This window comes from Microbulbifer sp. THAF38 (assembly GCF_009363535.1).
GTDB lineage: Bacteria > Pseudomonadota > Gammaproteobacteria > Pseudomonadales > Cellvibrionaceae > Microbulbifer.
The window spans coordinates 1468683-1482986 of sequence record NZ_CP045369.1; the positions used below are offsets into that span (position 1 = coordinate 1468683).

Genomic DNA, 14304 nt, shown 5'->3' on the forward strand with positions numbered 1-14304 from the left:
GGAAAGTTACATGGTAACCATTCGTTTGGCTCGTGGCGGTGCTAAAAAACGCCCGTTTTATCACCTGACCGTAACCGATAGCCGCAAATCTCGCGACGGTCGTTTCATTGAGCGTGTTGGCTTCTTCAACCCGGTTGCCCGCGGTCAGGAAGAGCGTCTGCGCATCGATCATGAGCGTGTTGACTACTGGCTGGGTCACGGCGCTCAGGTTTCTGATCGCGTCAGCAAGCTGCTGAAAGAATCCGCTTAATTTGCGCGTAAGTGGTGCGTCTGTGACAGATAACGGAAACGCTTCCGAGGAGCTGGTCACTGTTGGACGCGTAACTACCGTTTATGGTGTGCGCGGCTGGGTCAAGGTTCATTCCTATACCGAGCCGATGGACAACATTCTGCAATTCCCCAAGTGGTGGTTGCGGGGGCCGAAAGGTTGGGAGCCCTTAGATATTGACGCTGGCAAGCGTCATGGCAAGGGATTGATCGTTCATGTGAAGGGGCTGGATGACCGCGATTTAGCGGCTCAACTTTGCCAGCGCGATATTGCTATTGCGCGTGACCTGATGCCTGAACTCGAGCAGGGTGAGTATTACTGGCACCAGCTTGAGGGTTTGCGGGTTATCAGCCGTTTTGACGGCGAGGAACACGATTTTGGCAGTGTCGTTCGCATGATGGAAACTGGCGCCAACGATGTATTGGTTGTGCGTGGTGGGGCGGATAAGCGCGAGCGCTTGATACCGTATCTGCCAGACCAGTTTATTAAAGATATAGACCTGGAAGCCGGTGTGATCACCGTCGACTGGGACCCGGCTTTTTAAGGCGCTGAGCGATGGCTAAAAGAATCGCTCTGGTAAGCATTTTTCCGGAGATGTTTGCCGCATTGACCGAGTATGGTGTCAGTGGGCGGGCTGTTAAAGATGGCCTGCTGGAAGTACGCTGCTGGAACCCTCGGGATTTCACCAGTGACAAGCACCGCACTGTGGATGATCGCCCTTACGGCGGTGGTCCCGGAATGGTGATGATGGCCGAACCCCTTTATCAGTCTCTGCAGGCGGCATGCGCTTGGGCTGGAGAAGAGGGTGAAGCTGTACGCACTATCTACCTGTCTCCGCAGGGACAGCAACTGGATCAGCGTGGGGTCGAAAGTCTCTCTGACGCTGGCAACCTGGTTTTGCTGGCCGGGCGTTACGAAGGGGTGGATGAGCGTATCGTCGAATCGATGATCGATGAGGAATGGTCCATTGGTGACTATGTCCTTAGTGGTGGTGAACTGGCTGCTATGGTGATGGTGGATGCCATTACACGGCTGATTCCCGGCGCTTTGGGGCACGATCAGTCGGCGGTTGAGGATTCTTTCTCCTCGGGCTTGCTCGACTGTCCCCACTACACCCGGCCCGAACAGTACCGGGGCGTAGCGGTACCGGAAGTGTTGCTCTCGGGCAACCACGAAAGAATACGCCGCTGGCGCCTGAAGCAGGCACTGGCGCGCACACAGCAGCGTCGGCCCGACCTTTTGGCGGGGCTGGAGCTGAACAAGGAGCAGAAGCAACTGTTGGAGGAAATTCAGCAGGAGCGGAAATCCGACGAAACTTGATGCCGGATTCGCCGGGAGGCGAGAGTAGTTCGGTGAACTAGCTGAGAAGCTACATAAACTCTATTTGGGAGCAAATCCAAATGACTAACAAAATTATCCAGCAGCTGGAGCAGGAACAGCTGAAGAGCGAAGTACCTCCCTTCGCACCGGGCGACACCGTAATCGTTCAAGTGAAAGTAAAAGAAGGTAACCGCGAGCGTCTGCAGGCGTTCGAAGGCGTGGTAATCGGCAAGCGCAACCGCGGCCTGAACTCCTCCTTCACCGTGCGTAAAATCTCCCACGGTGTTGGCGTTGAGCGTACTTTCCAGACTCACAGCCCGCTGGTTGACAGCATCAAGGTTAAGCGTCGTGGTGACGTGCGCCAGGCTAAACTCTACTACCTGCGCAGCCTGACTGGTAAAGCCGCACGTATTAAAGAGAAGCTTAACTAAGCGCATCTCTTACAGCTCACCAAAAAGCCGGGGCAGTTGCTCCGGCTTTTTTGTATCTCAAGCAGACCTAGTGAATATTCGCTCTCAGATGCTTTGAGAGATTGTCACAATTGCATAGTCATTTGCGCTGCTATCCTTTCTATCCCTTCTTGCTAACTTGCTAAGCGCCCATCCGTTGGGTTCCCCTCTGTCAGATCCATAGAGTCAGTCCACAAGTTGGCTATTTGCACGTAGTTACCGGTGCACGAATATGTTAAAACGCGCCATATAAACCTGATATGGCGCGCAGCTGCCATACTGGCTGGAACTGAAGGCCGACGATCGAGTCGAACCCCATTGAGAATTTAAGGAGCAATCGGTAATGATGCTTATCAAGAAGCCGCTGGCGCTCGCTGGTGCGCTGCTCGGTCTGCTTGGCCCAGCGGCCCTTGCAGAGGTCGACGCGAATGTTGCGAAGACAATCAAAGCTCGTCTAGAGGCCAGTAACCCAAAGCCCAAGTACGGTGACGTGCGTGAGACCCCCATCGAAGGGCTCTACGAGGTAGAGTTGGATGGTGGCAGCAGCACTCTGTTCGTCTCAGCCGATGGCAACCACTTTATCCTGGGTGACCTGTTTCAGGTGAAGAGCGGTGGCGGCTTTGCCAACCTCTCTGAAGGCCGCCGGGCAACTCGCCGGGCCAAGGTAATGGAAACCCAGAGCGTTGACGATATGATCGTCTTCTCGCCCAAGGGTGAAACCAAAGCGCGGATCTATGTATTTACCGATGTGGACTGTGGTTACTGTCGAAAACTGCACCAGGATGTGCCTGAGTTGAATAAGCGCGGCATTGAAGTCAGGTATCTGGCATTCCCACGCGGCGGGTTGCAGTCGCTGGGTTATCGCAAGCTCGCGACTGCCTGGTGCGCCGATGACAGCAACCAGACCCTGACCGCATTAAAAAATCGCGAAAATGTGCCGCTGAAAGTTTGCGATAACAACCCGGTCGCGGCCCAATATAAATTGGGTAATGAAGAGATCGATGTGCGCGGGACACCCACCATCGTGATGGAGGATGGCAGAGTTGTGCCAGGCTATCTGCCCCCAGCCACTCTGATTAAAGAACTGGGTATTTAATTACCCACATATAAAAAGCAGCGGCTAGCCTGAGGCAGCCGCTGTTTTTTTATCTAAGCTGGACTCTTCAGCGCCACCTTGCGCGGCTGGGTCATATTCTCCGGTGCGAGAATATCGTTTAACTCCTCTTCACTCAGCAATCCTTCCTCCAAAATCAACTGCTTGACGCTCGCGCCGGTCATCAATGCCTGCTGGGCGATGCGGGTGGCATTTTCATAGCCGATAAATGGATTTACCGCGGTAATCAGGCCGATACTGTTTTCGACCATCTGTCGGCAGTGCTCTTCGTTCGCGCTGATACCGTTGACGCAGCGTTGGGCCAGGGTGTGCATAGCCTGGGTCATCAGGCGCATGGATTGCAGCAGGTTGAAGGCGATCACTGGTTCCATGACATTTAACTGCAGCTGGCCCGATTCGGCCGCGAGAGTAATGGTCAGATCATTGCCGATCACCTGGTAGGCCACCTGGTTTACTACCTCGGGAATTACCGGGTTCACTTTGCCGGGCATAATAGAAGAGCCCGGCTGCATCGGTGGCAGATTAATCTCATTGAGACCTGCACGGGGGCCGCTGGATAAAAGGCGCAGGTCGCTACAGATCTTCGATATTTTTACCGCGATACGTTTCATCACCCCGGAAAACATGACAAAGGCGCCCATGTCTGAGGTGGCTTCCACCAGGTTTTCCGCACAGACAAAGTCGATATCCGAAATTTCCGACAGTGCCGACACAACCAATTGACGATATTGCGGATCGGTATTAATTCCTGTGCCGATTGCGGTGCCGCCCATATTGATTTCATTAAACAGTACGACGAGCTCTTTAACTCGAGCGACATCTTCGCGAATAGTTGCAGAAAAAGCGGCAAACTCCTGCCCGAGAGTCATGGGTACCGCATCCTGTAACTGGGTGCGGCCCATTTTAATAACATGGGAAAATTCCTTGGCTTTGCCATCAAACTCGATGCACAACTCTTCCATGGATTGCACCAAGTCGTTGTAACTGAGTAGTACCGCCAGGTTGATGGAGGAGGGGTAAACATCGTTGGTGGATTGCGACAAGTTGACATGGTTATTAGGGTGAACGTTTTTGTATTCACCCTTATTGTGGCCTAACAATTCCAGGGCGCGATTGGCAATTACCTCGTTGGCATTCATATTGGTGGAGGTGCCGGCACCGCCTTGAATCATGTCCACCAGGAATTGATCATGCAGTTTGCCTTCAATAATTTCATCGCAGGCTTTGGCAATTGCCGCTTGAAGGCTCTCTTCCAGGTAGCCGAGTTCGCAGTTGGCATGAGCCGCAGCCTTCTTCACCATAGCCAGCGCTTTGACCAAGTTGGGGAAATGGTTGAGGGTAATACCGGTGATCTGGAAGTTTTCCAGGGCGCGCAGGGTTTGAATGCCGAAATAGACATCGGCGGGTACTTTGCGCTCTCCGAGCAGGTCTTTTTCGATGCGAAATTCATCGCCGGCAGAGAATACAGGCATGGGTTTTAGGGTGTGGAAATCATTTGTCATGATGCTTTTGCTTTCTCTTCATCTGCATAGGGGCAAGCGCACCAGTAGCCAGTATTAAGCTGGGTTCCAGGCTGCCCGTAGTTGTCATTATTTGGGCCTCTTGGTTGGGCCCTTAATAGAAATTTATGATTAAAGTGGGGTGGCAAAAAAACTCTGTGGACCTTCAGTGTTGGTTGCCCGGATATTTTCGCGAATGCTGCGATTAATCTCGTCCGAGTCCGGGCCAAATACACCACACAGTTTTAATGCGTTCTTAATGCTGATATTTCTTCCGAGTGATTCCAGCAATACTTTTGTGCATACGGGTTCACGTCGGTCACTGGCGGAGGCACCCAGTTTTAATCCTGACAAATAACTGACCCGGCTCTTGTAAGTGGGGTACAAAATTGTCTGGGCAATTTCATTGCGCGTCAGCGCTTCATAGCCGATCAGAAAAATACGCTCGGAGAGAAAAAGCAGCATGCCTTTGTAGCGGGATTTGTACCACTCCTCCCTGTCTGGGTAGCGCATGCGTTCGAAGCGCTGGAAATAATATCCTTCTCCGTCGGACTCAATATGCAGCAGGCTGCGAATAATGTGATCGGGAAAGGTCATTGAGTAGTGGTACTCAAAGTAAAAACCCAGGTATTTATCTGCGCGGCCTTGGGACTCCCGCATTAACAGATCAATATCCGTGGAATAGGGGCGAGAGGGTTCAGCGGTAGTGTGGGTGCTGCGTACCCGAACAATCTGCTCAAACTGTTCCGCAGGCATCAGAATTTCATGGGGCTCAACACCAAAGAAGTGGCAGATCTTATTGAGGGTATACTGTGAGGGCTGGGTATTACCGTTAAGATATTTGTTAAATTGCGCCCGGTTCACACCCATGCGCCGACACACTTCGGCGATCGAGCGGTAAAAGCTGCACAGCAAGCGCAAGTTTTGTGAAAAATTATTGCTCATCAAGGAGTGTCTGCTTCTGGCCTAAATGCCCAGTATTTCCCATCTAAACGAATACTTGGCCACATTTGGCCGCCCGATAAAAAGTAGCTGGGATTGATATTTGCAGCGATAGACTGGCAGAATCTTCTTTATGCACTGCTCAATGAATCCCGTTTGGTTTTGCTAGGGTGTACATTCCCCACACAGCGGGGTTTCCATCAGTGTTTTAACTTCACTGCTCGTGTAATTCATAGCCAGCAGATGATTCAATTTGACATAGCAGGCTTCACTGGTCATATCCAGGCCACCGATTACACCGGCGCGCAGTAGCGCAGAGCCCGCAGCGTACTTGCCGAGATCCACATGGTTTTCCAGACACTGGGATACCGCCACACAAATAATTCCCAGTTCTGCGGCTCTTGTGAGTTGGGCGGTAAAGGCCTGGTTGTCGGTGGGGGCGTTGCCGGTACCGTAGGTTTCAATCACTATGCCGCGCGGACGGGCTTCAATAATCTTGCTGAGGAATAGCGGCGTTATTCCGGGGAATAGTTTCACCAGTACAACATTGCCATCGGCGTTTTCGGGAATCTCAAATTGTGGTGTGTCGCCGTGCATCAATAAAGCATTGGGGTCGATATGCACCTGAATACCCACCTCGCCGAGGCTCGGGTAATTGGGACTGGCAAAGGCGTCCAATGAGCCGGAGCTGACTTTTACCGCGCGATTGCCGCGCAGTAGCTTGCCATTAAAGTAGAGGCAGACCTCTCCAATACTGTCCGAACCGCTCAACAGCAGGGCGGCGATTAAATTGTTGTAGGCGTCGCTACGCATTTCCCGCAGGGGAATTTGCGAGCCGGTTACCACTACCGGTTTGGCCAGTCCTTGCAGAGCGAAGGACAGCGCGGAGGCGGTATAAGCCATGGTATCGGTGCCGTGCAGCACAACAAAGCCTGTGTAGTGGCTATAGTTGTCGCGTATCAGGGAGGCGATGCGGTACCAGTCCTGGGGTTGCATATTGGCGCTGTCGAGGAGTGGGTCGAGGGCCTGGAAGTCGTAGCTCGGCAGCTGGCCGATCACATCCTGTAGCAGGCGCTGCAGAGCACCTTCGAGATCGGCGTCTGGCACATAGCCGGATTCGCTGCGGCGCATTCCCAGGGTTCCGCCGGTATAAAGGATAAGGGTTTTTTTCATCACTCGACCGCTATCTGAGTCCGTTTTTCAGTGCGCCCATTTTTTGGAAAAGGCGCGGTGGATGCAATTTCGCAGGTTGCTGGTACCTGATGCTGGTAGATGCTCTTATAGCATCTACTGAGGATGGCTCCTATTTCAAGAGGATCTTTAGGGTGACAAAAGTTTCGCTCGCCCCATTGCCTAGGCTAGGGTCTGGCTGGCGCAATTTTATTGACTTTTTTGCTTTCGGCTCGGTAAGGTTGTCGATCTTTTGTTAATTTTATTTGTTTTTATTGCGTCTTCTCCTGGCGCAGCATTTTAGGTTGGGGTGCATTGCCGGGAGCCTAGGCGCGGAGGGAATTTGTGAGCGCAACAATTGAAGACGTCGCAGAGGCGGCGGATCAGGTGTCTGCGGTAGAGCCGCAGCGTGCAGTGCGCATCGGTGTTTGCGGTTTGGGCACTGTGGGCAGCGGAACGATTAATGTCCTGGCGCGCAATGGAGATGAGGTGGCCGCGCGCTGTGGCCGCGCGGTGGTGATTGAGCAAGTCGGAGCCCGTCGCGACAATCCCGATTGCGATACCAGCCAGCTGAATGTCACCCGCGATATCTTTGAGGTCGCCCACAATCCCAATGTCGATATTCTGGTGGAATTAATTGGCGGCACTACGGTAGCGCGCGAGCTGGTTCTAGTAGCGATAGAAAACGGCAAGCATGTGGTCACCGCCAACAAGGCGCTAATCGCCGAGCACGGCAATGAGCTGTTTGAACTGGCCGCGCAAAAGGGGGTCACCGTTGCCTATGAAGCGGCCGTGGCCGGCGGCATCCCTATTATTAAATCCCTGCGCGAAGGCCTGGTGGGCAACCGCATCGAATGGCTCGCCGGCATTATTAATGGCACCGGGAACTATATCCTCACAGAAATGCGCGAGAAGGGTCGCAGCTTTGATGAGGCCCTGGCTCAGGCACAGGCCCTCGGATATGCCGAAGCGGACCCGACCTTTGATGTGGAGGGTATCGATGCCGCGCACAAGCTGGTGATTATGGCCTCCCTGGCTTTCACTATCCCGCTCGCCTTTGACAAGGTGTATACCGAGGGGATCAGCCGCATTTGCCCGGAGGATATCCGCTATGCCGATGAACTCGGCTATCGCATTAAGCACCTGGGTATCGCCCGCCGCACAGAGCAGGGGGTGGAACTGCGGGTACACCCAACCTTAATTCCCCAACGTCGCCTGATTGCCAACGTAAATGGTGTGATGAATGCGGTGTTGGTCAACGGCGACGCAGTGGGGCCAACCCTGTATTACGGCGCCGGCGCCGGTGCCGAAGCCACGGCCTCGGCAGTGATTGCCGATATCGTCGATGTAGCGCGCACTCTCGATGCCAAGCCGGATCAGCGGGTGCCCGCTGCCGGGGTGGCCTTGGCAGAACAGGGCGATACCCTGGTGTTGCCGGAGGAAGAGGTGGTCACCAGCTATTACCTGCGTATTTCCGCTCACGACAAGCCCGGTGTTATGTCCAAGGTGGCAACGATCTGCAGCGATCAGGGCATCAGTATTGAGGCTCTGATTCAGCACGAGCCGGTGGATGGGGAAGAGTTAGTTCCTGTGGTGATTCTCACCAGCCGTGCCAGAGAGGCCTGCCTGCGCGAGGCAGTCGCGCAGATTGAAGCCCTGGATACAGTCGAGGGGGAAGTGGTGCGTATTCGCGTGGAGAGCCTCGGCTGATCCTTGCCCCCTCTGCTACATGGCGCCGTTCCATAGGAGTCGGTGCCAGTTTTCACTATTGCCCACGAGATCCAAGAGCGAAATAACATCGTGAAATTTGTCAGCACCCGCGGCCGAGCGCCGTCTCTCTCTTTTGCCGATACCGTTCTCACCGGTCTAGCCAGTGATGGCGGTCTCTATGTGCCCGAGTCACTGCCGCACTTTTCCAGAAAGGATATTGCGGCTATGGCAGGTATGGATTACCAGCAGTTGGCCTTTGAAATTATCCGGCCGTTTGTGGGAGAGGATCTCAGTAAGCGGGAGCTGCGCGATATTATCGGGCGCTCCTATGGTTTGGGGCAGGGTCAGTTTCGTCACAGGGCGGTGGCGCCCTTGGTGCAGACCGATACCAACGAGTGGATTCTGGAGCTTTTCCACGGCCCAACTCTGGCCTTTAAAGATTTTGCCCTGCAGTTTCTCGGCCAGTTGTTCGATCACCTGCTGGAAAAGCGCGGTGAGCGCGTGGTGGTGATGGGGGCGACTTCCGGGGATACCGGTTCGGCGGCGATTGAAGGCTGCCGCCACTGCGACAATATCGATATTTTTATTCTGCACCCCCACAACCGGGTCTCAGAAGTGCAGCGCCGGCAGATGACCACGGTGCTGTCGGACAATGTGTTCAATATCGCCATGGAAGGTAATTTCGATGATTGCCAGAATATGGTGAAGGCCAGCTTCGCCAACCAGTCCTTTTTGCCCAACGGGCGCCGCTTGGTAGCGGTGAACTCCATTAACTGGGCGCGTATTATGGCGCAGATTGTCTACTACTTTTACGCGGCCTTACGCCTGGGCGCGCCGGAAAAAACCGTGAATTTCTCCGTGCCCACCGGCAACTTCGGCGATATTTTTGCCGGTTACCTGGCGAAGCAGATGGGTCTGCCTATCGACCAATTGGTGATCGCCACCAATGCCAACGATATCCTGCACCGCTGCATCAGCGATAACGACCACACCCCCAAGCCGCTGGTACACAGTCTGTCGCCCAGTATGGATATCATGGTGTCCAGTAACTTTGAGAGGCTGTTGTTCGATCTCTACGGCCGCGATGGCGCCGCAGTGGCGGAGTTGTTGGAGGATCGCAGTGCACCTATGCACTTGAGCGAGGTGGCCCTGTTGCAGGCCCAAAAGACATTTTCCAGTTATAGGGTCGACGATGCGCGCACTATTGAGGTGATCCGCGAGCAGTACCAGGCGACCGGCTATCTGCTCGACCCCCATACCGCAATTGGTGTCGAGGCCGCGAGAAGGGTGCGCCGCTCCGCCGAGCAGCCCATGGTTTGCTTATCCACCGCACACCCGGCAAAATTCCCCGATGCCGTGGCGCAGGCGCTGCCACAAACCGAAATTCCCCTGCCGGCCCATATGCAGGACCTCTGGCAACGCGAAGAGCGACTCAAGGTACTGCCCAACGACATGTCCCAGGTGCACGACTATATGGCGACCATGCTGTCCGAAGGACGCTAGCTGGCGCAGACTTCGCAGCGAGGGACTTGGCGGCCGGATAAAAAAAGCTGAGAGAGAATGAGTACAAGAATTCAGCGGCGGCCAGTGGACCTCTCCACTGGCCGTTTTGCTTCTGAAACCCCAAAAATTTTGCAGAGAGTGTTGCTCGGTCGCGGGATCGTCAGCGAGGAAGCCCTGGACCACAGCCTCGCCAAGCTGCAGCAGCCTCAGTTAATGCGCGGGCTGGATACAGCGGTGACACTGCTGGTGGAAGCCGTGCGGGCGCAGCAGAAGATCTTGATCGTCGGTGACTTCGATGCCGATGGTGCCACCAGCAGCACGCTCGCGGTGCTGGCACTGGGGGCCATGGGCGCGCCGGGTGTGGACTTCCTGGTGCCGAACCGCTTCGATTTTGGTTACGGCCTCACCCCGGAAATCGTAGAGGTGGCCAAGGATTACGCCCCAGATATGCTGATCACCGTGGATAACGGCATCAGCAGTATCGATGGGGTGGCGGCGGCCAAGGCTGCAGGCATGACAGTGATCGTAACCGATCACCACCTGCCCGGCAGCGAGCTGCCGGATGCCGATGCCATTGTGAACCCGAACCAGCCGAACTGTGATTTTCCCAGTAAGAATCTCGCCGGTGTGGGAGTTATCTTTTACCTGTTGAGTCGCCTGCGCAGTGCCCTGCAGGAATGCGGTTGGTTTGCTCAGAGCGGTATCGCCCCGCCGAATATGGCCGAATATCTCGATTTGGTGGCGCTCGGCACCGTGGCAGACCTGGTGCCGCTGGATCACAATAACCGCATCCTGGTGCACCAGGGTATCGCCCGTATCCGTTCCGGTCGCTGCCGACCCGGTATTTCCGCTTTGCTAGAAGTGGCCGGGCGGGACCAGCGCAGGCTTTCCACCACTGATATCGGTTTTATCCTGGGGCCACGAATTAATGCGGCCGGGCGCCTAGATGATATTGGCACCGGCATCCGCTGCCTCCTGACCCGCGATCCCAGTGAAGCTCGCGAGCTGGCGGGGGAGTTGGATATGCTCAACCGGGACCGCAAGGCCATCGAGCAGGGTATGCAGCGGGAAGCTCTGGCGGCGCTGGAAGAACTACAGCTAGAGGGGGAGATTCCCTGGAGCCTGTGCCTCTACGATGCTAACTGGCATCAAGGGGTAGTGGGTATCCTCGCCAGCCGCATCAAGGAGAAATTTCACCGCCCGGTAATTGCCTTTGCCGAAGGAGACAACGGCTTGGTCAAAGGCTCGGCGCGTTCCATACCCGGCTTGCATATCCGCGATGCCCTGAGCGATGTGGCGGCAGCCAATCCTGAGTTGATCAGTAAATTTGGCGGTCATGCTATGGCCGCGGGGTTGAGTTTGCCTGCACCAAACCTCGATGCGTTCCGAGCGGAGTTTGAGCGAGTGGTGCGCAAGCGTCTGGATGAAAATCAATTACAGGCGGTGATCGACTCCGATGGTGAGCTGGATATTGCAGACTACAACCTGCAAACCGCAGCCATGTTGCGCGCCTGTGCACCCTGGGGGCAGGCGTTTCCCGAGCCGGTCTTCGATGGGGAGTTTCTGTTGCTGCAGCAGCGTATTGTCGGCGAGCGTCACTTGAAGATGGTGGTGTCTCCGCCGCAGGCGCCACAGCTGGCCCTCGATGCCATCGCTTTTAATATAGATACAGACCAGTGGCCGCAGCCTACCGAGCGAGTGCGCCTGGCTTACAAGTTAGACGTCAATGAATTTCGTGGGCGCGAGTCCCTGCAGTTAATGGTGAACCTGCTGGAGGCCATATAGGGCTTCCTTTGCAGAGAGTTGTGAATGGCTTGGAGCTTGTTCGCAGCAGTAATAAAAAGTGGTTGGAAGTAAAAAGTAGTGAAACGTAAACAAGTCCAGGCCGAAGTCCTGCTGTTATTAGCCGCTCTTTTCTGGGGCGTCGCCTTTGTGCCACAAAAGATCGCTATGGCGGATATTGAGCCGCTGGCCTTTAATGCTTGGCGATTTTTCCTCGGGGGCTTGATTCTGGTACCCATCGTTTACTGGCTGTCCTCCCGCAGGGATGCCCAGCCCGGCGAAGTGGATGGGCACTCTGTTATTCATCGTTGGAGAGCCTGTTTACCCGGCGGAGCGTTGCTCGGTTTTTGGTTATTTCTCGGTGCGGCGCTGCAACAGGTCAGCCTGCTCTACACCACTGCCGGCCGCGCCGGTTTTATCACCGGGTTTTACCTCTTGTTGGTGCCGGTCATCGGCTTGTCCCTCGGGCATAAAACCAACCGCTGGACTTGGGCCGGTATTGGCCTGGCTTTATTTGGCCTCTACTGGCTGGCGGACTTCAGCGAAGAGTCTCAGCTAGTTGGCGACCTGATGGTATTTGCCAGCGCCTTTGTCTTCGCCATTCAGGTGCTCTCTGCGGATCGCCTGGTGAAACGCTACGATGCACTGCGTCTGGCCTGTATCCAGTTTCTGGTCTGCGGTCTGTTGTCGGCCCTGGCATCGCTCTTCACCGAACAGGCAACGATACAGTCCGCTGTGGATGCGGCCTGGCCGATCGCCTACATGATGATTTTCTCCACCGCGCTGGCATTTACTTTCCAACTGCTGGCCCAGCGCCACGCGGCACCATCCCATGCCACGGTAATTATGAGCTTGGAGGCGGTATTCGCCCTGGCGGCGGGCTGGTTATTCCTTAATGAAATGCTTAACACTACGGAATTGATTGGCTGTGGCCTGATGCTGGCTGGGATGCTGGTAAGTCATTATGGGAACCACAGTGGTACCCATCACTAGGAAAATACAATGGAATTGTCTGTACTCGCACTTTTTGTCCCCGCCAGTTTTTTTGCCTCGGTAACCCCGGGACTCTGCATGATGCTGGCCCTCAGCCTTGGTATTACAGTGGGGGTGCGCCACACCCTGTGGATGATGGTTGGCGAGCTGGTAGGAGTAGCGCTGGTGGCCTTGGCTACGGTGCTTGGTGCGGCGGTGGTGATGGTGCAATATCCCACTGTATTTCAGCTTTTTAAATACTGCGGTGGCGCATACCTCGCCTGGATGGGCATACAGATGTGGCGTTCCCGAGGGCAGCTGGCTTCTCTTGATGCGGCACAGGGGCGCGCCCGGCCCTCCGCAAAAGCGCTGATTGCCCAGGGATTTATCACTGCCGTTGCCAACCCCAAGGGTTGGGCCTTCTTTATCGCCCTGTTGCCGCCATTTATCGACCAAAGCAAGCCTTTGGCACCGCAGCTCTCTGTGTTGATCGCCACCATACTGTTGCTGGAAACCCTGTGCTTGCTGATTTACGCTGGGGGTGGTCAGGCCCTCAGTCGCCTGTTGGAACACGCTGAAAATGTGCGTTTAATTAACCGTATTTCCGGTACTTTGATGTTACTGGTGGGAGCCTGGCTGGCGCTGTCTTAAGCTGGGTGGCCATTGCTTTATGGAGGAAGTTTGATGGTGAAAATAAAATTGTCCGCTCTGCTGATGTTGACCTTACTGGCGATGGCGGCCTGCGGTGGAGCCAAGGAGGAAAAGGCTATGGAAAATCAGGTAGAGAATACTCCGGGCTCCAGTCAGCCGGAGGTGGCATTCAGTACGACAGCTCCGAAGTCGGGCGAGTTAGTGTGGGTCTATCGCAAGAGTGGCCGCAAGCAGTGCGAGGGTGGTGGCATGACTTTGCAGCAGAGCCGAGCCAAGTTGCGGGAAAACGGTTTGATGGTGCAGGAATCCCGCTGTGGCGTGCGCACTGATCGAATGTTTCCGGCCGTCTGTGGTGCGCCCACCGGGGATATTTTGTTGCACCTGATCAGTATGGATGCCTTGGATGCTGCCCTGGAGTTGGGTTACGACCCCGCAGAAAAAATGCAGTATCAATTTTCCCAGTGCCGGGATAACAGCGCCTAAGAACAAGGTCTATCAGCTGTAGTTAATGGGTTGGGAGTTGGCAGTGAATATTTCCCAGGCGGCGCAGCATTCGGGGCTCAGTAGCAAGGCCCTGCGCCATTATGAGTCGATCGGCTTAGTGACTCCCGCGCGCAAAGCCAATGGCTACCGCCATTACAGCGAGAATGACCTGGAGACCTTGCGTTTTATCCAGCGCGCCCGCGCCTGTGGCTTCTCTATTGAAGAAGTGCGCACTCTGCTGGGCTTGCGGGATGACCCCGGGCGACACAGCCGAGAAACCAAGCAGCTGGTGCATGAAAAGCTTTCCATGCTGGAAGCCCAGCTGCGCGATATGCTGGCAATGCGTGAAACCCTATATTCGTTTATCGACAGCTGTGCCGGTGATGACTCACCGGACTGCGCGATTTTGCAGCAGTTATCCGGCCAGCCATGCAAATAGGG

At 55.1% G+C, this 14304-nt stretch carries 15 protein-coding genes; 12 read left to right on the plus strand and 3 right to left on the minus strand.

All coding sequences use genetic code 11. The features are described from left to right. Positions 1-10: 10 nt before the first annotated feature. From rpsP to FIU95_RS06235, 5 genes are all read left to right on the plus strand, one after another. Positions 11-250 (plus strand): 30S ribosomal protein S16, encoded by a 240-nt coding sequence (gene rpsP, locus FIU95_RS06215; protein ID WP_152452510.1) that lies wholly within the window; start codon positions 11-13, stop codon positions 248-250. Positions 251-272: 22 nt separating this feature from the next. Continuing rightward, entirely contained in the window at positions 273-812 is a 540-nt protein-coding gene (gene rimM, locus FIU95_RS06220) for a ribosome maturation factor RimM (RefSeq protein WP_152452512.1), read from the plus strand. A gap of 11 nt (positions 813-823) precedes the next feature. Further along, the gene (trmD, locus tag FIU95_RS06225) at positions 824-1588 is read left to right on the plus strand and encodes a tRNA (guanosine(37)-N1)-methyltransferase TrmD (protein ID WP_152452514.1); all 765 of its coding nucleotides are present in this window, start codon (positions 824-826) and stop codon (positions 1586-1588) included. 80 nt (positions 1589-1668) lie between these two features. Further along, entirely contained in the window at positions 1669-2019 is a 351-nt protein-coding gene (gene rplS, locus FIU95_RS06230; protein ID WP_108733996.1) for a 50S ribosomal protein L19, read from the plus strand. A gap of 361 nt (positions 2020-2380) precedes the next feature. Further along, positions 2381-3133, plus strand: coding sequence for a DsbC family protein (locus tag FIU95_RS06235; RefSeq protein WP_152452516.1), 753 nt, complete (start codon positions 2381-2383; stop codon positions 3131-3133). A 53-nt stretch (positions 3134-3186) separates the two neighbouring features. Here FIU95_RS06235 and aspA read toward each other — a convergent pair whose 3' ends face one another. The 3 genes from aspA to FIU95_RS06250 all read right to left on the minus strand — a co-directional run bounded on the left by aspA (position 3187) and on the right by FIU95_RS06250 (position 6765). After that, the gene (gene aspA, locus FIU95_RS06240) at positions 3187-4653 is read right to left on the minus strand and encodes an aspartate ammonia-lyase (protein WP_216646309.1); all 1467 of its coding nucleotides are present in this window, start codon (positions 4651-4653) and stop codon (positions 3187-3189) included. Between the two features lie 129 nt (positions 4654-4782). Continuing rightward, positions 4783-5595, minus strand: a complete 813-nt coding sequence (locus FIU95_RS06245) for a helix-turn-helix transcriptional regulator (RefSeq protein WP_152452518.1) — start codon at positions 5593-5595, stop codon at positions 4783-4785. A 162-nt stretch (positions 5596-5757) separates the two neighbouring features. Beyond that, entirely contained in the window at positions 5758-6765 is a 1008-nt protein-coding gene (locus FIU95_RS06250) for an asparaginase (RefSeq protein ID WP_152452520.1), read from the minus strand. Between the two features lie 384 nt (positions 6766-7149). Between FIU95_RS06250 and FIU95_RS06255 the strand changes: the two genes are divergently transcribed. The 7 genes from FIU95_RS06255 to FIU95_RS06285 all read left to right on the plus strand — a co-directional run bounded on the left by FIU95_RS06255 (position 7150) and on the right by FIU95_RS06285 (position 14302). Then, positions 7150-8472, plus strand: a complete 1323-nt coding sequence (locus FIU95_RS06255) for a homoserine dehydrogenase (protein WP_152456165.1) — start codon at positions 7150-7152, stop codon at positions 8470-8472. Between the two features lie 90 nt (positions 8473-8562). Beyond that, entirely contained in the window at positions 8563-9975 is a 1413-nt protein-coding gene (gene thrC, locus FIU95_RS06260; RefSeq protein WP_152456167.1) for a threonine synthase, read from the plus strand. 57 nt (positions 9976-10032) lie between these two features. Next, positions 10033-11760: a single-stranded-DNA-specific exonuclease RecJ gene (gene recJ / locus FIU95_RS06265; protein ID WP_152452522.1), complete on the plus strand. Its 1728-nt coding sequence runs from the start codon at positions 10033-10035 to the stop codon at positions 11758-11760. 78 nt (positions 11761-11838) lie between these two features. After that, on the plus strand, positions 11839-12750 hold the full coding sequence (locus FIU95_RS06270; RefSeq protein ID WP_152452524.1) for a DMT family transporter: 912 nt from the start codon (positions 11839-11841) through the stop codon (positions 12748-12750). A gap of 9 nt (positions 12751-12759) precedes the next feature. After that, entirely contained in the window at positions 12760-13380 is a 621-nt protein-coding gene (locus tag FIU95_RS06275) for a LysE family translocator (protein WP_152452526.1), read from the plus strand. Between the two features lie 33 nt (positions 13381-13413). Continuing rightward, positions 13414-13863, plus strand: a complete 450-nt coding sequence (locus tag FIU95_RS06280) for a hypothetical protein (protein ID WP_152452528.1) — start codon at positions 13414-13416, stop codon at positions 13861-13863. Between the two features lie 43 nt (positions 13864-13906). Next, entirely contained in the window at positions 13907-14302 is a 396-nt protein-coding gene (locus tag FIU95_RS06285; protein WP_216646310.1) for a MerR family transcriptional regulator, read from the plus strand. Positions 14303-14304 lie beyond the last annotated feature (2 nt).

What these genes read in the sequence shown, in the direction of transcription:
- rpsP (WP_152452510.1), top strand. Translation starts at nt 11, where the DNA reads ATGGTAACCATTCGTTTGGCTCGTGGCGGTGCTAAAAAACGCCCGTTT.
- trmD (WP_152452514.1), top strand. Translation starts at nt 824, where the DNA reads ATGGCTAAAAGAATCGCTCTGGTAAGCATTTTTCCGGAGATGTTTGCC.
- rplS (WP_108733996.1), top strand. Translation starts at nt 1,669, where the DNA reads ATGACTAACAAAATTATCCAGCAGCTGGAGCAGGAACAGCTGAAGAGC.
- FIU95_RS06235 (WP_152452516.1), top strand. Translation starts at nt 2,381, where the DNA reads ATGATGCTTATCAAGAAGCCGCTGGCGCTCGCTGGTGCGCTGCTCGGT.
- aspA (WP_216646309.1), bottom strand. Translation starts at nt 4,653, where the DNA reads ATGACAAATGATTTCCACACCCTAAAACCCATGCCTGTATTCTCTGCC.
- FIU95_RS06245 (WP_152452518.1), bottom strand. Translation starts at nt 5,595, where the DNA reads ATGAGCAATAATTTTTCACAAAACTTGCGCTTGCTGTGCAGCTTTTAC.
- FIU95_RS06250 (WP_152452520.1), bottom strand. Translation starts at nt 6,765, where the DNA reads ATGAAAAAAACCCTTATCCTTTATACCGGCGGAACCCTGGGAATGCGC.
- recJ (WP_152452522.1), top strand. Translation starts at nt 10,033, where the DNA reads ATGAGTACAAGAATTCAGCGGCGGCCAGTGGACCTCTCCACTGGCCGT.
- FIU95_RS06275 (WP_152452526.1), top strand. Translation starts at nt 12,760, where the DNA reads ATGGAATTGTCTGTACTCGCACTTTTTGTCCCCGCCAGTTTTTTTGCC.
- FIU95_RS06280 (WP_152452528.1), top strand. Translation starts at nt 13,414, where the DNA reads ATGGTGAAAATAAAATTGTCCGCTCTGCTGATGTTGACCTTACTGGCG.